Origin of the sequence: Luteibacter sp. NPDC031894, assembly GCF_050273135.1 — a bacterium.
Lineage (GTDB): Bacteria > Pseudomonadota > Gammaproteobacteria > Xanthomonadales > Rhodanobacteraceae > Luteibacter.
On sequence record NZ_JBNNMV010000006.1, the window covers coordinates 124907 to 146355 of the forward strand.

General features: G+C 66.3%; 23 protein-coding genes. 7 read left to right on the top strand and 16 right to left on the bottom strand.

All coding sequences use genetic code 11. The features are described from left to right. Positions 1-28: 28 nt before the first annotated feature. Positions 29-607 carry an elongation factor P gene (gene efp, locus ACQKIE_RS15620; RefSeq protein WP_427460743.1) on the bottom strand — a complete coding sequence of 193 codons (579 nt, stop codon included), beginning with the start codon at positions 605-607 and terminating at the stop codon, positions 29-31. 65 nt (positions 608-672) lie between these two features. Here efp and epmB point away from each other — a divergent pair, with 65 nt between their 5' ends. Continuing rightward, on the top strand, positions 673-1698 hold the full coding sequence (gene epmB, locus ACQKIE_RS15625) for an EF-P beta-lysylation protein EpmB (RefSeq protein WP_427460745.1): 1026 nt from the start codon (positions 673-675) through the stop codon (positions 1696-1698). Positions 1699-1797: 99 nt separating this feature from the next. Then, on the top strand, positions 1798-3861 hold the full coding sequence (locus ACQKIE_RS15630) for an EAL domain-containing response regulator (RefSeq protein WP_427460748.1): 2064 nt from the start codon (positions 1798-1800) through the stop codon (positions 3859-3861). Between the two features lie 75 nt (positions 3862-3936). Here ACQKIE_RS15630 and rplS read toward each other — a convergent pair whose 3' ends face one another. The 5 genes from rplS to ffh form a co-directional block, all read right to left on the bottom strand. Further along, the gene (gene rplS, locus ACQKIE_RS15635) at positions 3937-4335 is read right to left on the bottom strand and encodes a 50S ribosomal protein L19 (RefSeq protein WP_427460750.1); all 399 of its coding nucleotides are present in this window, start codon (positions 4333-4335) and stop codon (positions 3937-3939) included. A 17-nt stretch (positions 4336-4352) separates the two neighbouring features. Continuing rightward, positions 4353-5099 (bottom strand): tRNA (guanosine(37)-N1)-methyltransferase TrmD, encoded by a 747-nt coding sequence (gene trmD / locus ACQKIE_RS15640; protein WP_427460752.1) that lies wholly within the window; start codon positions 5097-5099, stop codon positions 4353-4355. A 19-nt stretch (positions 5100-5118) separates the two neighbouring features. Further along, a complete protein-coding gene (rimM, locus tag ACQKIE_RS15645) occupies positions 5119-5634 on the bottom strand; it encodes a ribosome maturation factor RimM (RefSeq protein ID WP_427460754.1) in 516 nt (171 codons plus the stop codon). After that, a complete protein-coding gene (gene rpsP / locus ACQKIE_RS15650) occupies positions 5634-5885 on the bottom strand; it encodes a 30S ribosomal protein S16 (RefSeq protein ID WP_166699047.1) in 252 nt (83 codons plus the stop codon). Before rpsP ends, rimM begins: the two co-directional genes overlap by 1 nt. A 126-nt stretch (positions 5886-6011) precedes the next feature. Continuing rightward, on the bottom strand, positions 6012-7391 hold the full coding sequence (gene ffh / locus ACQKIE_RS15655; RefSeq protein ID WP_427460757.1) for a signal recognition particle protein: 1380 nt from the start codon (positions 7389-7391) through the stop codon (positions 6012-6014). Between the two features lie 211 nt (positions 7392-7602). Here ffh and ACQKIE_RS15660 point away from each other — a divergent pair, with 211 nt between their 5' ends. Then, positions 7603-8400 carry a cytochrome C assembly family protein gene (locus ACQKIE_RS15660; RefSeq protein WP_427460759.1) on the top strand — a complete coding sequence of 266 codons (798 nt, stop codon included), beginning with the start codon at positions 7603-7605 and terminating at the stop codon, positions 8398-8400. Positions 8401-8490: 90 nt separating this feature from the next. Here the strand turns inward: ACQKIE_RS15660 and radA are convergent, their stop codons facing one another. From radA to ACQKIE_RS15710, 10 genes are all read right to left on the bottom strand, one after another. Next, entirely contained in the window at positions 8491-9882 is a 1392-nt protein-coding gene (radA, locus tag ACQKIE_RS15665) for a DNA repair protein RadA (RefSeq protein WP_427460761.1), read from the bottom strand. Between the two features lie 61 nt (positions 9883-9943). Next, entirely contained in the window at positions 9944-11032 is a 1089-nt protein-coding gene (gene alr, locus ACQKIE_RS15670; RefSeq protein ID WP_427460763.1) for an alanine racemase, read from the bottom strand. A gap of 106 nt (positions 11033-11138) precedes the next feature. Beyond that, positions 11139-12101 (bottom strand): CsgG/HfaB family protein, encoded by a 963-nt coding sequence (locus ACQKIE_RS15675; RefSeq protein WP_427460765.1) that lies wholly within the window; start codon positions 12099-12101, stop codon positions 11139-11141. A 116-nt stretch (positions 12102-12217) separates the two neighbouring features. Then, positions 12218-12976 (bottom strand): SGNH/GDSL hydrolase family protein, encoded by a 759-nt coding sequence (locus ACQKIE_RS15680; protein WP_427460767.1) that lies wholly within the window; start codon positions 12974-12976, stop codon positions 12218-12220. Positions 12977-13132: 156 nt separating this feature from the next. Continuing rightward, complete coding sequence (locus tag ACQKIE_RS15685) at positions 13133-14578, bottom strand: flavin-containing monooxygenase (protein ID WP_427460769.1); 1446 nt, start codon at positions 14576-14578, stop codon at positions 13133-13135. Positions 14579-14674: 96 nt separating this feature from the next. Then, the gene (locus ACQKIE_RS15690; RefSeq protein ID WP_427460771.1) at positions 14675-16093 is read right to left on the bottom strand and encodes a replicative DNA helicase; all 1419 of its coding nucleotides are present in this window, start codon (positions 16091-16093) and stop codon (positions 14675-14677) included. A gap of 170 nt (positions 16094-16263) precedes the next feature. Further along, positions 16264-16710 carry a 50S ribosomal protein L9 gene (rplI, locus tag ACQKIE_RS15695; protein WP_427460773.1) on the bottom strand — a complete coding sequence of 149 codons (447 nt, stop codon included), beginning with the start codon at positions 16708-16710 and terminating at the stop codon, positions 16264-16266. Positions 16711-16811: 101 nt separating this feature from the next. After that, positions 16812-17042, bottom strand: coding sequence for a 30S ribosomal protein S18 (gene rpsR / locus ACQKIE_RS15700; RefSeq protein WP_029214018.1), 231 nt, complete (start codon positions 17040-17042; stop codon positions 16812-16814). Between the two features lie 15 nt (positions 17043-17057). Then, positions 17058-17480, bottom strand: a complete 423-nt coding sequence (rpsF, locus tag ACQKIE_RS15705) for a 30S ribosomal protein S6 (RefSeq protein ID WP_166699056.1) — start codon at positions 17478-17480, stop codon at positions 17058-17060. 132 nt (positions 17481-17612) lie between these two features. Beyond that, complete coding sequence (locus tag ACQKIE_RS15710; RefSeq protein ID WP_427460776.1) at positions 17613-17936, bottom strand: HesB/IscA family protein; 324 nt, start codon at positions 17934-17936, stop codon at positions 17613-17615. A gap of 118 nt (positions 17937-18054) precedes the next feature. On the opposite strand from ACQKIE_RS15710, the gene asnS reads away from it, so the two are divergent. From asnS to ACQKIE_RS15730, 4 genes are read left to right on the top strand one after another with little or no spacing between them, the layout of a single operon-like run. After that, positions 18055-19458, top strand: a complete 1404-nt coding sequence (asnS, locus tag ACQKIE_RS15715; protein WP_427460778.1) for an asparagine--tRNA ligase — start codon at positions 18055-18057, stop codon at positions 19456-19458. 12 nt (positions 19459-19470) lie between these two features. Continuing rightward, entirely contained in the window at positions 19471-20289 is an 819-nt protein-coding gene (locus ACQKIE_RS15720; RefSeq protein ID WP_427460780.1) for a MalM family protein, read from the top strand. 5 nt (positions 20290-20294) lie between these two features. Further along, positions 20295-20627, top strand: coding sequence for a hypothetical protein (locus ACQKIE_RS15725; RefSeq protein ID WP_427460782.1), 333 nt, complete (start codon positions 20295-20297; stop codon positions 20625-20627). 31 nt (positions 20628-20658) lie between these two features. Then, positions 20659-21447, top strand: coding sequence for an SDR family oxidoreductase (locus ACQKIE_RS15730; RefSeq protein ID WP_427460783.1), 789 nt, complete (start codon positions 20659-20661; stop codon positions 21445-21447). Positions 21448-21449: the final 2 nt, after the last annotated feature.

Consider the following 21449-nt stretch of genomic DNA (forward strand, 5'->3'; position numbering starts at 1 on the left):
TGCCGCGGTAGAGGGCGAACTGCTGGCCTTACTTGACGCGGCTGTCGTACTCGCCGGTGCGGGTATCGACCTTGATAATTTCGTCCTGGTTGACGAAGAGCGGCACGCGGACCACGGCGCCCGTTTCGAGCGTCGCCGGCTTGCCGCCGCCACCCGAGGTGTCGCCGCGCACGCCCGGATCGGTCTCGACGATCTTGAGGTCGACGAACTTGGGCGGCGTCACGGCCACGATGTTGCCGTTGAACAGGGTGACGACGCACTCCTCCTCACCCTTCAGCCACTTCCAGGCATCGCCCATGGCGGCCAGCGTGGCAGTGTGCTGCTCGAAGGTCTCCATGTGCATGAAAACCCACTTGCGCTCGTCGCCGTTGCCTTCGATGTACGAAAGCTGGGCGTCGGTATCGACGACGTCGGCTTCCTCGAAGGAGTCGCTGGACTTCAGCGTCTGCTCGGTGGTGCGGCCGTCCTTGAGGTTGCGGATGCGGATGCGGGTGAACGCCTGGCCCTTGCCCGGCTTGATGAAGTCGGCCTCGGTGATGATCCACGGATCGCCGTTGTGAAGGATCTTCTTACCCGTTTTGACGTCATTGAGGCCAAGGGTCGCCATGCGAATCTGCTCCAGAGCTAAAATGGGGGCTGTCACGGGCCTCCGGGCCCGATCCAAGGTCCGCAATGATAACCGCAAGCCCCACTTCCCGCCTATCGCCGCCCTCCCGGGGCTGGCGCGAGATCTGGCGTGAATCCATCACCGACGCGGGCGAACTCCTCGCCGCGGTCGGCCTCGCCCATCGCACCGATCTGCTGCCTCCGGACGACGCCGGCTTCCCCTTGCGGGTCCCGCGTGGCTTCGTGGCCCGCATGCGCCAGGGCGACCCGGCCGATCCGCTGCTGTTGCAGGTGCTGCCGCGGGCGCTGGAGCACGAGGCGGCCGAAGGCTACTCGGTGGACGCCGTGGGAGACATGGCCGCGCGTGCCGGTCATGGGGTGCTGCACAAATACGACGGCCGCGCCCTGCTGATCGCGAGCGGAAGCTGCGCCGTGAACTGCCGCTACTGCTTCCGCCGCCATTTCCCCTACGCGGAGGAGATCGCCGCCGCCGCGCAATGGCGCGAGGCACTGGCACACGTGCGGGCCGACACGTCGATCCGGGAAGTCATCCTGTCCGGTGGCGACCCCCTCTCCCTGGCCACGCACAAGCTCGAGGAGCTGACCGAGGGTCTGGCCGACCTTCCCCAAGTGATCCGCCTGCGCATCCACACCCGCCTGCCGGTGGTGCTGCCCGAGCGCGTCGACGACGCCTTCACGGCGTGGCTTGCCGACCTTCCGCTGCAGAAGGTGGTGGTCCTGCACGCCAACCACGCGAACGAATTCGATGCCACCGTGGATGCGGCCTGTGCACGGCTCCGTGGCGCGGGCGCCACCCTGCTGAACCAGGCGGTGCTCCTGCGCGGCGTGAACGACGAGGTGGGCGCGCTGGCGGCACTGGGCGAACGCGCCTTCGCCGCGGGCGTGCTGCCCTACTACCTGCACCAGCTCGACAAGGTGCAGGGGGCCGCCCACTACGAGGTGGACGACGACCGCGCCCTGTGGCTCATGGAGGCCCTGCGCGCCCGCCTGCCGGGCTACCTCGTGCCCCGCCTGGTGCGTGAACTCCAGGGCGATCCCGCGAAACGACCTATTGCCGATTTCGCGCGTTAGTATGGGCTGCATCCGGCCAGCATGACCTGACCGGACCGCTAGGGGGGAGCGGGCCGGTCGACCGGTTCGCGGGATAGGCAAGCGGCGACTCGGAACGGCATGAAACACGACAACGTCATCAGGATCCTTTTCATCGAAAGCTCGGTGGAAGACGCCGAGCTCTTGATCAACGTTTTGCGCAACGGCGGCATCGCTGTGCGCCCTGCCCGCGCCACCAACGCCGACGAGATCCGCGCCTCGCTCGACGAGATCGTGCCGGACCTGGTGCTGATGAACCCTTCCACCCCCGGCATCGACGTCGCCGCGGTGATGCGCCAGCTCGACGGCAGCGGCCGCGACCTCGCGCTCATCGCCGTGGTCGACAGCCTGCAGGACGAAGCCGTTGCCGACCTGATCGCCAGCGGCTCGCGCGGCGTCGCCATGCGCAAGCGCCCGGACCAGTTGCTGGCGGTGGTCCAGCGCGAGTTCGAAGCGCTCTCCACCCGTCGCCAGGTGCGCCGGCTCGAGACGTCGCTGCGCGAAACCGAGCGCCGCTGCGACGCCCTGCTCGATTCCTCGCGCGACGCCATCGCGTATGTGCACGAGGGCATGCACGTCCGCGTGAACCAGGCCTACCTCGAGGCCTTCGGCTTCGCGGAGTTCGACGACATCATCGGCTTGCCGATCCTCGACCTTATCGCCGGCACCCATGCCGACGAGTTCAAGAACACCTTGCGTGGCCTGTCCAAGGGAGAGAAAGCCCCGCCTTCCATGGAACTGCTGGCCCGCCGCGACGACGGCAGCACGTTCAAGGCCTTGGTCGATTTCGCCCACGCGACCTTCGAAGGCGAGTCCTGCCTGCAGATCGTCTTCCGCCAGCAGACCGTGGATGCTGCGCTCGTCGCCCAGTTGCAGCGCGATCCGGTCACCGGCCTGTTCAATCGCGCGCGCACCCTCGAGCACATCGACGAAGCCGTGGCCGCCGCGGCCGACGGCCGTGCCGGCCAGGCAGTGATCCTGCTCGAGCCCGATAACTGGAAGGACATCGTCGCCGGCATGGGCATCGGCAACGCGGACCACCTCCTTGCCTCGCTGGCGGCGAAGGTGAGCGAATCGATCGACGACGAGGACATCGCCGGCGTGGTGGGCGACCACACGCTGGGCCTGATCCTCTCGCCACGCGGTGACCTGGAACACGCGGCGCTGACCGAGCGCCTGCGCACGACCATCGCGGAAACCATTTTCGACGCGGGATCGCGGTCCCTGACGGTGACGATCACGATCGGCGGGACCTTGCTCGCCGAGAAGAACGCGAACACCGAGACGGTGCTCGACCAGGCCAGTGCCGCGCTCAGGGCGGCGCAGAACCAAGGCGGTAACCGTGTCGAGCTGCACGACCCCAGCGCGCGCGAGAAAGCGGACGCCGAGCGCGAGCAGTACTGGCTGGACCTCGTGCGCGAGGCGCTCGCGCAGGACGGCCTGCGCCTGTACCACCAGCAGATCATCAGCCTGCAGGACGCGGCCGGGGAGTACTACGAGATCCTCGTGCGCATGCGCGGCCCCAAGGGCGACGTGCTGCCGTCGTACTTCTTCCCCGTGGCGGAACGCAACGGGCTCCTGCCCGCGATCGACCGCTGGGTGCTGGGCCATGCCATCGACGCGCTCGTCCATCGCGAGAACGACGGCCTGACCACGACCTATTTCGTGAAGATGACGCTGCAGTCCCTGGAGGACCCGGACCTCCTGCCCTGGCTGGTCCGCCGTCTCGAGTCGGCGAAGTTAGGCCGGAGCAAGCTCGTCATCGAAATGCCGGAATCGAAGGTGCTGACCAGCCTGCGTCCCACCCAGGAATTCGTCGCGGGCTGGCGCAAGGCCGGCGGCGGCTTCGCCATCGAGCAGTTCGGCTCGGGGCTCAACTCGTTCCAGCTGCTGACCCATGTCGAGGTCGACTTCCTGAAGATCGACCGCAGCTTCATGACCGACCTGCCGCAGCATCCCGAAAACCAGAAGAAGATTGCCGAGATCTGCAAGGAAGGCCACGCATCCGGCAAGCAGACCGTGGCCGAATGGGTCGAGGACGCCGTCAGCACCTCGCTCCTGTTCGCCTGCGGCGTGGACTTCATCCAGGGCAACTTCCTCCAGGAACCGGCGAAGGTGCTGGCCGAGGAATACATGCCGGTGTAAGCCTTCCTGGTGGAACAGGAACAAAAAAAGCCCGCGATCGCTCGCGGGCTTTTTTGTTCGCCTTGCGGCAGCCGGTTACTCGGCGGCGGCAGCGGCGGCCTTCTTCGCGGCCTTGGCGGCAGCGGCGGCGGCGATGTCTTCCTTGATGCGAGCAGCCTTGCCTTCCAGACCACGCAGGTAGTACAGCTTCGCGCCGCGGACCTTGCCCTTGCGCTTCACTTCGACCGAGTCGATGGCGCGGCTGTGCGACTGGAACACGCGCTCCACGCCGGTGCCGTGCGAGATCTTGCGCACGGTGAAGGCGGAATGCAGGCCGCGGCTGCGCTTGGCGATGACGATACCCTCGAACGCCTGGACGCGCTCGCGGTTACCTTCCTTGACCTTCACGTTGACGATCACGGTGTCGCCAGGACCGAAATCCGGCAGCTGGCGGGTGATCTGCTCGGCTTCGAACTGTTGGAGGAGTTTGTTCATGGCGCACCTGTCAATTTTCAAGGCCGTGCGTATTCACGGCGGAATTCATCCAGCAATGCCCTCGACTCGTCGTCGAGCACACGCTGCGTTAGCAGATCCGGCCGGCGCAGCCAGGTACGACCCAGCGACTGCTTGCGACGCCAGCGGCGTATGGCCGCGTGATCGCCGGAAAGCAGCACCTCCGGCACGCCGCCCCAGGCATCGTGATGCACGGGACGGGTGTAATGCGGGCAATCCAGCAGTCCATCCGAGAAGGAGTCCTGCTGGGCGGACTGCGCGTCGTTCAACGCGCCTTCCTGTAGACGACCTACCGCATCGATGACCACCGCTGCGCCAAGTTCGCCGCCAGACAGCACATAATCGCCGATTGAGAGCTCCTCGTCGACCTCGTGCTCGAGCAGGCGTTCGTCCACACCCTCGTAACGTCCACAGATCAGGGCGATTCGCGGCATCGCGGCCAGCGCTTCCACCCGTTTCTGCGTCAGCCGCGCACCTTGCGGGCTGAGGTAAATCACATGCACCGGCTCCGGTGCCGCCTCGCGAATCGCCGCGAGCGCGGCTCGCAGGGGCTCGATCAGCATCACCATGCCCGGCCCGCCACCAAAAGGGCGCCCGTCCACGGTGCGGTAGTTGTCGGTGGCGAAGTCGCGAGGATTCCAGGCTTCCACCTGCAACAGTTCGCGTTGCTGCGCCCTTCCGACCACCCCGATCGCGGCCGACTGGCGGACGAAATCGGGAAACAGCGAAACCACGTCGATACGCATGATCTTCAGGCTTCGCCGCTCAGAACTCGGGGTCCCAGTCCACCACGATGCGCCCGGCGTCGATATCGACCGAATGCACGTAGGGGCCCTGGACGAACGGAACCAGTCGCTCCCTGTCGCCGTCCTTCACCACCATGACGTCGTTGGCGCCGGTGGAAAAGAGATGGCTCACCCGCCCCAGGTTGACGTCCTCCGTGGTGACGACCTCGAGGCCTTCGAGGTCGGTCCAGTAGAACTCGCCCGGCGCGGGCGGCGGCAGCAGGTCGCGCGAAACCGTGATTTCGCAGCCGACCAGCGCAGCCGCCTGGTCGCGATCCTCGATGCCCGGCAAGGAGGCGACGATGCCTTTCCCCTGCGCGCGCCCTCGGACTCCGTTCACTTCCCGCTCCACGCCCGGCGCGGTGAGCAGCCACGGCTGGTAGCGGAAGATCTGGATGCGGGGATCGGTCCAGCTTTCGAGCTTGACCTGTCCCTGCACACCGTGGAGCCCGACAATGCGCCCTACGCGGACGCGCTTCCCGGACTCCGTCGACATCAAGCCGCCAGCTTGCCGGCTTCCTTGACGAGGGCACGGACCTTATCGGTCAGCTGTGCACCCTTGGCCACCCAGGCCTGGACCTTGGCGACGTCGAGCTCGAGGCGCTTGTCGGCGCCCGAAGCCACCGGGTTGTAATAACCGACGCGTTCGATGTTGCGACCATCGCGCGGCGCGCGCTGATCGGTCACGACGACGTGATAAAACGGACGGCCCTTGGCGCCACCGCGCGAAAGACGAATCTTGACCATAAGTTACGAGCTCCAGAATGCCGCAGACCGGCAAGGCGCGCGCGAGAAGCGGGCGCGGTAAAGCCGGACATTTTAGCGAAAGTTTCGAAAAATGGAAGGGGTTCAGACCCTTCCGCGTGCTGCCGCTCAGCGCGGCGGCATCATCCCACCCATGCCGCCCATGCCCTTCATGGCGCCGCGCATCTGGCGGAGGAGGCCCTTGCTGCCGCCCTTGGACAGCTTGGACATCATCTTTTCCATCTGCATGTACTGCTTCAGGAGGCGGTTCACGTCGGCGGGCTGGGTACCGGAGCCACGCGCCACGCGCGCCTTGCGCGACCCGTTCAGCAAGTCGGGATGGCGGCGCTCCTTCTTCGTCATCGACCCGATGATCGCGACCATCCGCTTGAGCTCGTTGTCGTTGACCTTGGACTTGACGCTGTCAGGAATGCTGCCCATGCCCGGGAGCTTGTCCATGAGGCCGGCCAAGCCGCCCATATTGCTCATCTGCTCGAGCTGGTCGCGCATATCGTTGAGATCGAAGCGCTTGCCCTTGATGACCTTCTCGGCCAGCTTCTGGGCCTTCTCCTGGTCGACTTTGCGCTCGACCTCCTCGACCAGCGACAGGACGTCGCCCATGCCGAGGATGCGCTGGGCCACGCGATCGGGGTGGAACGGCTCGAGGGCGTCGGTTTTTTCGCCGGCGCCGAGGAATTTGATGGGACGACCGGTGACGTAGCGTACCGACAGCGCCGCACCGCCACGGGCGTCACCGTCCGTCTTGGTGAGGACCACGCCGGTGAGCGGCAGCGCGTCGGCGAACGCCTTGGCGACGTTGGCGGCGTCCTGGCCGGTCATGGAGTCGACCACGAACAGGGTCTCGATCGGATCGAGCGCGCCATGCAGCGCCTTGATCTCGTCCATCATGGCTTCGTCGACGTGCAGGCGGCCGGCGGTATCCACCAGCAGCACGTCGATCACTTCCCGGCGGGCGGCCGCGACGGCGGCCTTCGCGATGTCGACCGGGTTCTGGCCGGCCTCGGACGGGAAGAAGGAGACCTCGACCTGGCTGGCCAGGGTCCGCAGCTGCTCGATGGCGGCCGGACGGTAGACGTCGCAGCTGACGACCATCACACGCTTCTTCTTGCGCTCCTTGAGGAAGCGCGCCAGCTTGCCCACCGTGGTGGTCTTGCCCGCGCCCTGCAGGCCCGCCATGAGCACGACGGCCGGCGGCTGCGCGGCAAGGTTGAGCTCGCTGTTGGCCGCGCCCATCAGAGTAGTCAGTTCGTCACTGACGACCTTGACCAGGGCCTGCCCCGGCGAAAGGCTCTTCAGCACCTCCTGACCCACGGCGCGCACCTTCACGCGCTCGACGAGTGCCTTCACGACCGGCAGGGCCACGTCGGCCTCGAGCAAGGCGATGCGCACCTCGCGCAAGGTCTCGCGGATGTTTTCCTCGGTCAGCCGGCCGCGGCCACGCAGGCGGTTGACGGTGTCGGACAGGCGCTGGCTGAGCGATTCGAACATGGGGGATTCGGCAAGATGCGGTAAACCACGGATTATAGCTGAACCTTCGACCCGCCACTTTTCTTGTGGGAGCCGCTATAGCGGCGAGAAGCCAACAGAGCGCTGAAGTCATGAGGCGGCTGTCCTCGCCCTATAGCGGCTCCTGCAACGCGCGGCTCGTACAACCGCGCCGCTCCTAAAACCGCGCCGCTCTATGCCACACTGCGCCCCCATGATCGTCACCGCCCTTTCCCTGGCCGCCGTCGTCCTGTACCTGTCCGCGGCAGGCGTCCTCGCCCGGCCGCTCGCGACGGGTGGGCAGCCGTTGGCGCGGGTGGGCATGACCCTGGCGACGTTCGCCGCGCTGGCCCATGGCGCCCTCCTGCTCACCGCGCACCGCGGGACGCTCGACCTGCACTTCTTCGCCGCCCTGTCCCTCGTCGCGTGGATCGCCTCGGCGCTGACGATCGTGGTGAACCTGTCGCGCCCCATCGCGGGTCTCGGCATCCTCGTCTTTCCGCTCTCGGCCGCCCTCCTCGCCATCGACGCCTTCCTCGCGCCGCGCACGGCGCCGGAGTCGATGAGCTGGCAGATCGAATTGCATGTGACGATCGCCGTCTTCGCGTTCGGCATCCTCTCCATCGCCGCCGCGCTGGCGATCCTCCTCGCGATCCAGGAGCGCGCGCTGCGCCGCAGCCGCTTCGGACACTGGCTGCGTGCCCTGCCCCCGCTCACGCTGACGGAAGTACTGCTGTTCCGCCTGATCGCCGCGGGCTTCGTGCTGCTCACCCTCACCCTGGTCACCGGCGCCTTGTTCGTGGGCGACCTGTTCGGCCAGCACCTCGTGCACAAGACGGTGCTGTCGATCATCGCGTGGGTCGTCTTCGGCGTGCTGCTCTGGGGACGCTGGCAGTACGGCTGGCGCGGCATCCGTGCGGTCTACCTCACGCTGATCGGCATGGGCATCCTGTTGCTCGCGTTCTTCGGAACGAAGGCCGTTCTCGAGCTGATCCTGCACCGCACACCGTAGGAGTCCGCCGATGGAGCCGACCCTATTGGCGCCGGGTGCCTCGCGGTAAGTTTGCTATTGCCGACCGGATCGGCTCCCTCTCGCGTGCTTCTACGATTCCCGGCTCGCGTCGATTGCCTGGGACAGGCGCTCGACGCCGATGACTTCCATCTCACCCACCCGCCCGCGCTTCGGCGCGTTCGCGGCGGGAACCACGGCACGACGGAAGCCGTGCGTCGCGGCTTCCTTCAATCGCTCCTCGCCGTTCGGCACGGGCCGAATCTCGCCGGAAAGACCGACCTCGCCGAACGCGATCGTCTTCTCCGGCAGGGGGCGGTCGCGCAAGCTCGAGAGCACGGCCATCAGCACGGGAACGTCCGATGCCGTTTCCTGCACGCGAATGCCGCCGACGACGTTGACGAACACGTCCTGGTCATACGCCGCGACGCCGCCGTGTCGGTGCAGTACCGCCAGCAGCATCGCGAGGCGGTTCTGCTCCAGCCCCAGGACGACGCGGCGGGGATTGCCCAGAGAGGACTGGTCGACCAGCGCCTGCACTTCCACCAGCAGCGGCCGCGTGCCCTCGCGGGTGACCATCACTGCACTGCCCGGCGTCGGACCACTGTGCGCGGACAGGAAAATGGCGGACGGATTCGGCACTTCGCGCAGGCCCTTCTCGGACATCGCGAACACACCCAGTTCGTTCACCGCGCCGAAACGGTTCTTGAATGCGCGCAGGACACGGAAGCGGCTGCCCGATTCGCCCTCGAAGTAAAGCACCGCGTCGACCATGTGCTCGAGCACGCGCGGGCCGGCGATGCCGCCCTCCTTCGTCACGTGGCCCACGAGGAACACGGACGTACCGGTTTCCTTCGCGAAGCGGGTGAGCTTCGCGGCCGATTCGCGCACCTGGCTGACCGAGCCGGGAGCCGCCGTGAGCAGCTCCGTCCAGATGGTCTGGATCGAGTCGATGACCAGCACGCGCGGCCGTGCCGACGCGGCCTGTTCGAGGATGCGCTCGATGCAGGTCTCCGCCAGCGCATGCAGCGGACCGAGTGGCAGGTCGAGTCGTTGCGCGCGCCCCGCGACCTGGCCGAGCGACTCTTCGCCGGTGACGTAGAGACTGGGCAGGCTGGCGCCGAGCGTACCCAGCATTTGCAACAGCAGCGTGGACTTGCCGATACCGGGATCCCCGCCGATCAGCACTACCGAACCGTCCACCAGGCCGCCGCCGAGCACGCGGTCCAGCTCGCCGATACCGGTATTCGTGCGAGCTTCGGCCGTGAGCAGGACCTCGGTCAGCGGCGTGATGCGAGGCGCACCCGCCGCCTCGCCCGCGTAGCCGCCGCGCCGCGCGCCGGTCGAGACCGCATTCGGCTTCGCCGCTTGCACGACGAACTCCGAGAGCACGTTCCACTCGCCGCATTCGGCGCACTGGCCCTGCCACTTGCTGTGTTCGGCGCCGCACTGGGTGCAGACGTAGGCGGTCTTGGCCTTGGCCATCGTTCGGGGTTTCCTCTGGCGGAGCGCGATGTATAACGCGGATGCGTCGCAAGGAGCGCGATCAGGATTCGTCTTCGACGAATAGCACGCGCCGCGTCATGCCGCAGGTCAGATCGTACGAGATGGTTCCCGCCGAGGCAGCGACAGTCTCGACTGGCAAGCCCTCGCCCCAGAGGGTCACCTTGTCGCCGACGCGCGCGTCGGGCACCGCGCGCAGGTCGAGCGTGATGAGATCCATGGACACACGGCCCACCAAGGGCGCAGGACGACCGTTGACCAGCACCGGTGTGCCCGCGGCGGCACTTCGCGGATAGCCGTCGCCGTATCCAATCGCGGCGACACCCACGGCCATGTCTTCCGGGCACGCGTACGTGCCGTTGTAGCCGACGCGCTCGCCCTTCACGAGATGGTTGATGGCCACCAGCCGCGTCGTCAGCGACATTGCCGGACGGAAACCGAAGTCTGCCCCCGATCGTCCGTCAACGACCGAAAGGCCGTAGAGCAGGCCGCCCGTGCGCACCCAGTCGCCGCGCGCGTCGGGCCAACCAAGGACGGCCGCGGAATTGGACAGGGCACGAGGGCCGACCAGACCGTCGGTGGCCTCGCGGAAGCGTTGGATCTGGACCGCCGTGTCGCGCCCCTCGAACTCCTCGGACGAGGCGAAATGGGTCATGAGGCCGATCTCGCCCTCGATAACCGCCATGGCCGCCAGGCTGGCGTGGACTTCCCGGGCCCGCTCCGGCGGGAATCCGAGGCGGTGCATGCCGGTATCGACCTTGATCCACACGCGCAGCGGCCCGCGCGCCGGATCGGCCTTGGCTAGCCAGGGCAACTGCGCCTCGTGGTGAATGAGCGCGTCGAGCCGGAGGCGCTGCATTTCCACGAGGTCGGATGGCGTGTCCGGCCCCGACAGCACGACGATCCGCTGCCGGTGCCCCGCCGCGCGAAGACGGAGGCCGTCCGCGATGGCGGCCACGGCGAAGGCTTCGGCCTCGTCGTCGAGCGCGCGCGCCACGCGCTCCAGACCATGACCATAAGCGTCCGCCTTTACCACCGCCATCACCTTGGCAGGCCCGGCCAGCGCCTTCACGCGAGCGAGGTTATGGCGGAGGGCGCCCAGGTGGATGGTGGCGACGGTGGTACGACTCATGGCGTTTGGAGGGCACTGGCAGCGACTGACCGCCCAGTCTATCCGCAACGAACAGGCAACCATGTGGCGGCCGGAAGGCAAACCGCTGGGTGCCCTCACATCAAGGTCATTTCGCCAGGTCGAAGTCCGCCGAGGACACCCACCCGCGATTGCCGTGCTCGTCCTCCACTTCCCACATAAGCCCGACCTTGTCGCCCGTCGGGTAGACCAGCATGCCGGGCTGGAGCGAGCGGAGCGCCTTGCCCTTGCCGTCCATGCGCGCCGAAAGGCGGGAAGGCACGCGGATGGTGCCGGACTGGCGGCTGTTGGCCGCCGAGGCGTCGGCCGGAAGGCCGCCGAGTTCGGAAACCAGCTTCGTATAAGCATCGAGATAGGCCATGGTGATGACCTGACCCTGCGTCGTATTCGTGTATCCGCCGAGTCCCGCCGCGCCGAGGCTCTGGCTACCCCAGAGCTGGCCGCTGCCGCCGAAACCGATGTCGTTCTTCTCGCCGTGCCCTTCGACCATCGCCATCTGCTCAGAAGAGCGCACATCGGTGACCGTGAGAGTGACGTCGGCCGTCTTGGCGTTGAAGCTGACAGAGCCGGCGAGGCGCCCCGCCTTGCCGCCGAGGAGGCTTTGCGCGAGGCCACCGATAGCGCTGCCACCCGCATCGCTGTTGCTGTCGACCAGATCGGGGACAAGCACGTAATCGGCAGCCTTCACCTGTCCCTTGCCGAGGTTGGAACCGCCGCGGAGTTCGCCACCCGAGGCCAGCGCGCGTTCGCGCATCGCCGCGTCCATGCCGGCACTGCGGTCGACAAGGGTGAAGCAGCCCGACTTCGCCACGAACACCTTGATGAGCTTGCTGGGCGCGGGGAGCTGTTTGCCCGTCCACCAGTTCAGGGAAGCTTCCGGCTCGATAACTGAAATGGAGCCGAGTTTCTTCGTGCAATGCGGGATCTGCGCGACCTTGGCGTCGTGCTCCTTGTTCTTCTTGTTGAAGAAGGGCAGCCCCGCCTGGGCGGGCTGACTCAGGGCAACGAGGAAGAGCGCAGCAGCGGCGCCACGCGTTAGGGAAAGATGCATGGTCGGTTCTATCCTTTGAATGCGCCCGGTTCGAGGCGGGCTACATCCTAAGAAACGCCAACCCGAACGTCTTTAGGATGTCGTCCTAAAAGTGGCACGGCGCGGTCCGCCATCGTTCATCGGACTTTGCCGTCGAGCGCCTGCTCGATTGCCGACTGCGCGAGTGGGGCCATCACCTGGTAACCCGCCGCGTTCGGATGCAGGCCGTCGTCGCTAAGTTCCTTCCTCAACGCGCCGCGCGTGTCGACCGTGGCCGCGTAATAGTCGACGAAAACCAGGTGCTCCCGCGCGGCATACGCCTTGATCCAGGCATTGAGCGCGCGAATCTGTTCCGGCGGTCGCCGCACCGTCTGGTCTTTCACCACGGCGTCGTGCACCGGCAGCAACGACGCAATGACCACACGGATGCCGTGCGCACGAGCCAGGTCGGCCATCGACGCCAGGTTGTCCTCGATCGTCGCGAGTGTCGCGGGACCCGTGTTCCCTGCGATGTCGTTCGTCCCGGCAAGGATGACCACCGCCGCCGGTTTCAGCGCCACCACGTCCGCGCGGAAGCGAACGAGCATCTGCGGCGTGGTCTGTCCGCTGATGCCGCGATTGATGTAGCCACGACCCGGAAAGAACGTCCCGACCGATCGGCCCCAGAAATCCGTGATCGAGTCGCCCATGAAGACGATGCGCTTCTCGTCGGGTTTCGCCGGCGGCAGGGCGGCATTCTCGGCGGCGTAGCGCTGGAGTCCCGGCCAGTCGTTGAGGAGGCGTTCGAGATCCGCGCGTTGTTCCGCCGACGGATGATCAGGCAGAGCGATGCGTTCTGAGGCGAAAGCATTCGCTGCGATCAGGCAGGCAGCGAGCATCAAACTGGAACGGAACATGGGCGATCTCTCCTCGATTGACACGCGGAGGTTATCTTGTAACTGCGGGGAGCGCGCGCGAATGGATGCCCGCCGCAAGCTCCCCTTCGCGCGCCAGCGCACTTCCCACGGGCATTCACGGGTCGGGGGCTGTGCACCGCACACCCCGCCCAGGGCTCAGGTCACGCTCAGAGCGGGGTCCTCGATCGCATCATGCAGCAACGTGCGCCGATCCCACTCGTACCGGTGGCTCACGCGCCACGGACCGCGCCTCCCCTGCCTCGGCATCGATGCCTCGCCGCGGGCGACATAGCCAGCGCGCAGCTCGTCGAGGATGCATGCCTCTAGCGCCTCGTGCTCCGGCGCCCGCGGCGTCGCCGTGGCTGCGCCCCGCTCGTCCATGTGGCGCAGGAGCCGGCACACGTATTGCGCGGCGAGGTCGACCTTCAGCGTCCACGATGCATTGATATAGCCGAACAGCACGGCGAGGTTCGGTATCCCGTCGAGCAGCACGCCCTTGTAGGTCAGCGTCTTCCCGGGATCGCGCGGGACCCCGTCGACGTCGATGCGCATGCCCCCGAGGGCCTGGAGGTTGAAGCCCGTGGCGCTGACGACGATATCGGCGTCGAGTGTCCTGCCCGACGCCAGCCTGATCGCGGCGCCGTCGAAACCCGCCACCTCGTCGGTCACCACGGACGCCCTGCCCGCGGCCATCGCCTTGAACAGGTCGCCGTCCGGGACGACGCACAAACGTTGCGTCCACGGTGCATACGAGGGTGTGAAGGCGTCGATCGGCGCATTGCCGAGCTGGCGCCGTACGGCCCCGAGGAGGATCGACCGCACGCGCGACGGCCAGCGCTTCGCTGCCTTGTAGAGCACGCGTTGCAGGAGGATGTTCCTGCGACGGGCAAGGCTGTAGACGACGTTCGCTGGCAGCAGTCGCAACAGCACGGCCGAGATCGCATCGCGCGAGGGCACCGAGAAGATGTAGCCGGGCGAACGTTGCAGCATCGTCACGTGGGCGGCTTCGTTCGCGAGCGCCGGCACGAGGGTGATGGCCGTGGCGCCGCTACCGATGACGACGACCCGTTTGTCACGCCAGTCGAGATCGGCCGGCCAGTGTTGCGGGTGGACGAAATGCCCGGCGAAGTTTGCGCGGCCGGGAAAGTCGGGGACGTGGCCCTGGTCGTAGTCGTAGTAGCCGGTGGCGCCGACGAGGAAAGCGCACGTAAAGACACGGTCGGAGCCGTCGTCGTGCCGCGCATGCACGGTCCAACGCCGCTCGGCGGAGGACCAGCTGGCGCCGAGGGTCCGCAGGCCGAACATGATCTTGTCCTCGACATCGAACGCGCGGGCTGTGTCGACGACGTACTCGCGGATGGACGGGCCATCGGCCAGCACCTTCAGTTCGTTCCACGGGCGGAAGCCGAAGCCGAACGTGAACATGTCGGAGTCCGAGCGCACGCCCGGGTAGCGGAACAGGTCCCAGGTGCCTCCCATGGCCTTGCGGCGCTCGACGATGCCCACGCGCTTGTTTGGACAGGCCAACGCGAGCCGACAGGCCATGCCGATGCCGGAGAGCCCGGCGCCGATGATGAGGACGTCGTAGTGGTCGGCGTGCATGGCGAGCCTCCGCGTTGACGACAGACTACGCCTCATCGTCCCGCGTCGCATCGCTCCGCCCCATCGCGGACAGGGTCCGCTCCCACCGGGCCCCGCTTAGTCGAAGCTGCCCACGTACGAGTCGGGTGCCCAGTTCTCGAACTTCGTGTAGTGGCCGAGGAAGGCCAGCTTCACTGTATCGGTGGGGCCGTTACGCTGCTTGCCGATGATGATCTCGGCGAGTCCTTTGTCCGCGGATTCCTTGTTGTAGTACTCGTCGCGGTAGATGAACATGATCACGTCCGCGTCCTGCTCGATAGCGCCGGATTCGCGCAGGTCGGACATCATCGGACGCTTGTCGGCGCGCTGCTCCAGCGAGCGGTTGAGCTGCGACAGCGCGATCACCGGCACGTTGAGCTCCTTCGCCAATGCCTTCAGTCCGCGGGAAATCTCCGATATCTCCGTCGCGCGGTTTTCCGAGTTGCCGGGCACCTGCATCAACTGCAGGTAGTCGATCACGATCATGCCCAGCCCGTGCTCGCGCTGCAGGCGACGTGCACGCGAGCGCATTTCAACGGGCGACATCGCGGGCGTGTCGTCGATGAAGATCTTGGCGTCGGAAAGCATGGTGATCGCCGAGGTGACGCGCGGCCAGTCCTCTTCCGCGAGGTCACCGTTGCGCAGGTGCTGCGCGTGCACGCGGCCAAGCGAGGAAATAAGACGGAAGGCCAGCTGCGACGCCGACATTTCCATGGAGAACACCGCCACGGCCTTCTTGCCGCGCATGGCGGCGGCCTCGGCGAGGTTGAGCGCGAACGCCGTCTTGCCCATCGACGGACGCGCCGCGATGATGATCAGGTCGGACGGTTGCAGGCCCGAGGTGAGTTCGTCCAGATCGGTAAACCCGGTGGACAGGCCGGTGAGCTGGCCCCGCTTCTCGTAGCGCTCGGTGAGCATGCGGAACGCTTCGGCCGTGGCCTCGCGCACCGAGACGATGTCCTTCTTGCCGCGGGCGCCGGATTCCGCGATACGGAACACGCGTTGCTCGGCCAGTTCCATCACTTCCGAAACGCTCTTGCCTTCGGGACGGAAGCCATCCTCGGTAATCGAGGTACCGGCATCGATCAGCTGGCGCAGCACGGATTTTTCGCGAACGATGTCGCCATAGGCGCCGATGTTGGCGGCGCTCGGCGTGGAATTGGCCAGCTCCATGAGGTACGTGGCGCCACCGACCATCTCGGCCATGTCGTTGGCGACGAACCAGTCGCCCAGCGTGATGGCGTCGCAAGGCATGCCCTTGTTCGCCAGTTCGTTGATCGCGCGCCAGATCAGGCGATGGTCGCGACGATAGAAATCGTCGTCGGTCAGCTTGTCGGCCACCTTGTCCAGCGAATCCGGCGAAAGCATCAGACCGCCCAGCACCGCCTGTTCGGCTTCGATGGAGTGCGGCGGGATACGTAGCGCGTCGATGGCGGAAGGCTCGCGACGGCGCTTGCGGTCGCCACGCTCACCGCGCTCGGCAGGATTGAAGGACATGGATTACCTCGTGTTGCGGACGGCACCCTAACCGGAACGGCGGGCCGTGAGGGCGATCATACGCGGACCTGTCTCACCCGTTGAGAGGATAAGTCTGTGGATAACTTGTGTGTAGAAAAGAAAACGGGCGCCTTTCGGCGCCCGTCTTCGGATCGCAGGTGGATCGCTGCTTACGCTGCGACGACCTTGACCTTGACCGTCTGCTGCACGTCGGCGTGGAGGACGATAGCGACCTCGTACTCACCGGTGTTGCGGAAGGGGCCTTCGGCCTGGATCACTTCGCTCTTGTCGACTTCGAAGCCCTTGGCGGTCAGGGCTTCGGCCACGTCACGCGGGGTGACCGAGCCGAACAGCTTGCCTTCCGGCGAGGCGTTCACTTCGATCGTGACCTCGGCGCCTTCGAGCTTGGCGGCACGACCCTCGGCGCCGGACAGCTGGTCCTTGGCCTTGGCTTCGTACTCGGCCCGGCGGGCTTCGAACGCGGCGATGTTGTCGGCGGTGGCGCGAGCGGCCTTGCCGGTCGGGAGGAGGAAGTTACGGCCGTAGCCCGGCTTGACGTTGACCTTGTCGCCGAGATTGCCGAGGTTCTTCACCTTCTCGAGGAGGATGAGTTCCATGGGTGTTCCTTATCGTTAGCACGGAATGGGCCCCGTGCAGCCAAAACTGGTTGTCCGAGTGTCGTTCAACGAGCGCCCTCCCTAGGAAGGGCGCGCGACGATCAGACGTCGTGGTTGTCGGTGTACGGCAGCAGCGAGAGGAAGCGAGCGCGCTTGATCGCGGTCGCCAGCTGGCGCTGGTAGCGGGCCTTCGTACCGGTGATGCGGCTCGGGACGATCTTGCCGTTCTCGGTGACGTACTGGCGCAGGGTGTTGAGATCCTTGTAATCGATCTCCTTCACGCCCTCGGCAGTGAAGCGGCAGAATTTGCGGCGGCGGAAAAACTTGGACATGGCTGTGATCCCCGATTAGTCGTCGCTGTCGCGATCGTTGTCGTTGTCGCGACCGCCACGGCGGTCGTCGCCATCGCTGTCGTCGTCACGGCGACGCGAACCCTTCTGCTCGTCCTTTTCCTTGCTCTTCAGGATGAAGGACTGCTCGGTGTCGGCCTCGTCGCGACGGATCACGAGGTGGCGCAGGACGGCGTCGTTGAAACGGAAGCCCGTCTCGAGCTCGTTGAGGGCGTTCTGCGAAACCTCGATGTTCAGCATCACGTAGTGAGCCTTGGCGAGGTTCTCGATCGGGTAGGCCAGCTGGCGGCGGCCCCAATCTTCGAGACGGTGGATCTTGCCGTTGTCGCCTTCGATCAGCGTCTTGTAACGCTCGATCATGGCGGGCACCTGTTCGCTCTGGTCCGGATGGACCAGGAACACGACTTCATAATGACGCATGGTGGCTCCTTGTGGATGCACCCCTTCACGGGGATGGCAGCCTCCCGCGCATGGCGGTGAGGCAAGAAGACCCTCCTTTGGAGAGGGCCAGCCGCGCATTGTAAGGAGAAACCGGGGGTAGCGGCAAGCCTCTCAGGAAACGGTGAAGCTCTCCCCGCAACCGCATTCGCCGGTGGCGTTGGGGTTGTGGAAGACGAAAGAGGCGTTGAGGCCCTGGCGCTGGAAGTCGATCAGGGTGCCGTCCACGAGGGGCAGGCTCTTGGGGTCGACCACCACGCGGATGCCGTCGATGTCGAGGACGCGGTCCTCGGCGGCGATCTCGCCGGCCAGGTCCACGACGTAGCCGAAGCCCGAGCAACCCATGCGTTTCACGGCGAAACGGACGCCCGGGGCCTCGGGGGACCGGGCCAGGAAGGCGCGCATGCGCTCGGATGCGGCGGGAGTGATCTGTATCATGAAAACGATTTCTTGCCGTGGTATACCGAAGAACGGTGCCGTTAACGCGGACCTTACATTATCATGCAGGGTCGCGTCCTACGCGCCTATATGCGGCGCCAACCTGGAGTTTCAATCGATGACGGTGGTAAGCGTCAAGCAGGCCCTCGCCGGCGGCACGAGTGCGGGGGAACATGAGGTCACGGTCCGGGGCTGGGTGCGCACCCTCCGCGAGTCCAAGGGTGGACTCTCGTTCGTGAACGTGAGCGACGGCTCCTGCTTCGCGCCCATCCAGGTGGTCGCCACGGCCGATCTCGCCAACTACGAGACCGACGTGAAGCGCCTCTCGGCCGGTGCCGCGGTCATTGCCACCGGCAAGCTCGTGCCTTCGCAGGGCAAGGGCCAGGCCTACGAGATCCAGGCAACCCGGATCGACGTCACGGGCTTCGTCGAGAACCCGCTCACCTACCCCATCCAGCCCAAGCAGCATTCGATGGAGTTCCTCCGCGAGGTCGCCCACCTGCGCCCGCGCACGAACCTCTTCGGCGCCGTCACCCGCGTCCGCCACACGATGATGACGGCGATCCACCGCATCCTGACGGAACACGGCTTCTTCTGGATCAATACGCCGATCATCACCACGTCCGACGCCGAGGGCGCGGGCGACATGTTCCGCCTGTCCACGCTCGACCTGGCCAACCTGCCGCGGGACGACAAGGGCGCGATCGACTTCCGCAAGGATTTCTTCGGCCGCGAGGCGTTCCTCACGGTATCCGGGCAGCTCAACGTCGAGGGCTACGCCCTGGCTATGAGCAAGGTCTACACCTTCGGCCCCACCTTCCGCGCCGAGAACTCCAACACCACGCGCCACCTGGCCGAGTTCTGGATGGTCGAGCCGGAAGTCGCCTTCGCCGACCTCAACGACAACGCCGATCTCGCGGAGCTGTTCCTCAAGGGCATCTTCAAGGCCGTGCTCGACGAGCGCCCGGACGACATGGCGTTCTTCGCCGAGCGCATCCAGCCGGATGCCATCTCGCGCCTGGAAGCATTCATCGCCGAGCCGTTCGAGCGCATCGACTACACCGAGGCAGTGTCGATCCTGCAGAAGTCGGGCAAGAAGTTCGAACACCCCGTCGCCTGGGGCGTCGACCTGCAGACCGAGCACGAGCGCTACCTCGCCGAGGAACATATCGGCCGTCCCGTGGTCGTCATGAACTACCCCGAACAGATCAAGGCGTTCTACATGCGCCTCAATGACGACGGGAAGACCGTGGCGGCCATGGACGTGCTCGCGCCCGGCATCGGCGAAATCATCGGCGGGTCGCAGCGTGAGGAACGCCTCGATTACCTCGATCGGCGCATGGACCAGTTCCACCTCGACAAGGCCACGTACGACTGGTACCGCGACCTCCGCCGCTACGGCACCGTGCCGCACGCCGGCTTCGGCCTCGGCTTCGAACGCCTCCTGGTCTACGTGTGCGGCCTGTCGAACATCCGCGACGCCATTCCTTATCCTCGTGCGGCAGGGAGTGCCGAGTTCTAGCAACGAAACCTCATGATGCCCCCTTCCCTGCTCCGCCCGCTGCTCCTCGCCCTCGTCCTCCTTGCGCTGGGTGCCTGCCGCTCCATCGTGCCGCCGAACTTCCGCCCGCCGGAGAACTCGACGAACGCGATCGATGTCGCGCGGAAGACGCTCGAAGGGGCCGCCCCCTGCTGCGGCAGCTTCGCCGACCTGTCCTACCAGGACATGCTGCCGTGGCAGCCGCAGCGTTTCGAGTTGAGCAAGGACAGCCCGGTCGCCAACCTCAACGGCGACCGTAGCTACTTCCTGGCCTTCCGCCTGCCGCAGGGCGCGCAACTGCCGTACACGATCGCGATGAAGTCGGAGCTCAATGGCCGCTGGCTGAGCTCGAGCTACCTCTTCGCCCCGACGGTCGTAGTGCTCGACGACGCCTTCCAACCGCTGCATTCGGAAGACATCCAGCTCTGCGAGTACATCGGCTGGACGAGCGAAACCACGGGCGCCTTCGGCAAGTTCAAGGTCATGGACGACAAGGCCCGTTACCTCGTGGTGTATTCGTCGGCCAAGCAGCAGGGAAGCCAGACCTACTGGGAACAATCGCCCACGACCTTCTCGGCCGAGGCGCCCGTGAAGATGAATCCGGCGGGCAGCTTCAAGATCGCCCATGGCCCGGACGGCGTCCTCTTCGTCGGCATGCAGAACGACACGTACAAGCGGGCGATCAACAACGCGGTGTGCTCCAAGGCGGAACAGGGCAACGGCGTGATCTCCACGATCCGCAGCGTCGTCACCACCGACCTGCTGGGCAAGGACCCGGAGACGAACGAGAAAGACAAGGAAAAGGGCAGCTGACGGCCATGCAGACCGCCGTTTACCTGTACCTCTTCCTCCTCCTGGGCGCGGTCGCGTTTTTCGTCCTGCACTTCATCGCGCAGTGGCGCTTCACCGCGCTCCTGCGCAAGCGCTATCCGGACCAGTGGAACACCATCGTCGAGGCGGACACCGGCCGCCCCAACGGCATGGCGAACTGGCTGCGCATGCGTCGCGTGCTGCGCTCCGACGCGCCGGCCCTGTTCGACGACGACGACTTGAACCGCTGGCAGCGCGTGTGGCGCCTTGCGCCGTGGTTCGCCTGGCCGTGCTGGTTCATCGCAATGGCGATACAGTGGTGGGCGATGAAACAGGGCTGATCCGCCCGTCCACTGTCCTGGGGAGCGCCGCATGGATCTTCGTCTTACCGGTCGTCACGCATTGGTCTGTGGCGCCTCGCAGGGCCTGGGCCGCGCCACGGCCTTCGAGCTGGCCGAACTGGGCGCCAGCCTGACCCTCCTCTCCCGCTCCGCCGACGCGCTCGCCGCGCTCGCCGCCGAACTTCCCTCGGGCCATCCCGGCCAGAAGCATCGCCACGTCGCGGTGGATATGCTCGACACGGCGGCCCTCGCCACGGCTGTCGGCGAGATCGTCGGCGACCACGCCGTCCACATCCTGGTGAACAACAGCGGCGGCCCGCCGCCCGGTCCCGTGTGGAGCGCCGAGCCCGACGCGTTCCTGACCGCCTACCGCCAGCACGTGATCGCGGCGCAGGTCATGACCCAGGCGTGCCTGCCCGGCATGCGCGAAGCGCGTTACGGGCGCGTGGTGAACATCATTTCGACCTCGGTGAAGGAACCCATCCCCAACCTCGGCGTCTCCAACACGACGCGCGCGGCCATGGCCGGCTGGGCGAAGACGCTGGCGAGCGAGGTCGCGGCCGATGGCATCACCGTGAACAACATCCTCCCCGGGTACACCCGCACACCGCGACTGGAAGCACTGGTCGAGGCGAGCGTGAAGGCCGGGCGCACGCGCGAGGAAGTGGAACGTGGCCTCCTCGCCAGCGTGCCCGCCGCACGTTTCGCCGAACCCGCGGAGATCGCCGCGATGGTGGCTTTCCTCGCCAGCCCCGCTGCCGGCTACGTCAACGGCACCAGCATCGCCATCGACGGCGGGCGCACCCGCGCGCTGAACTGAGG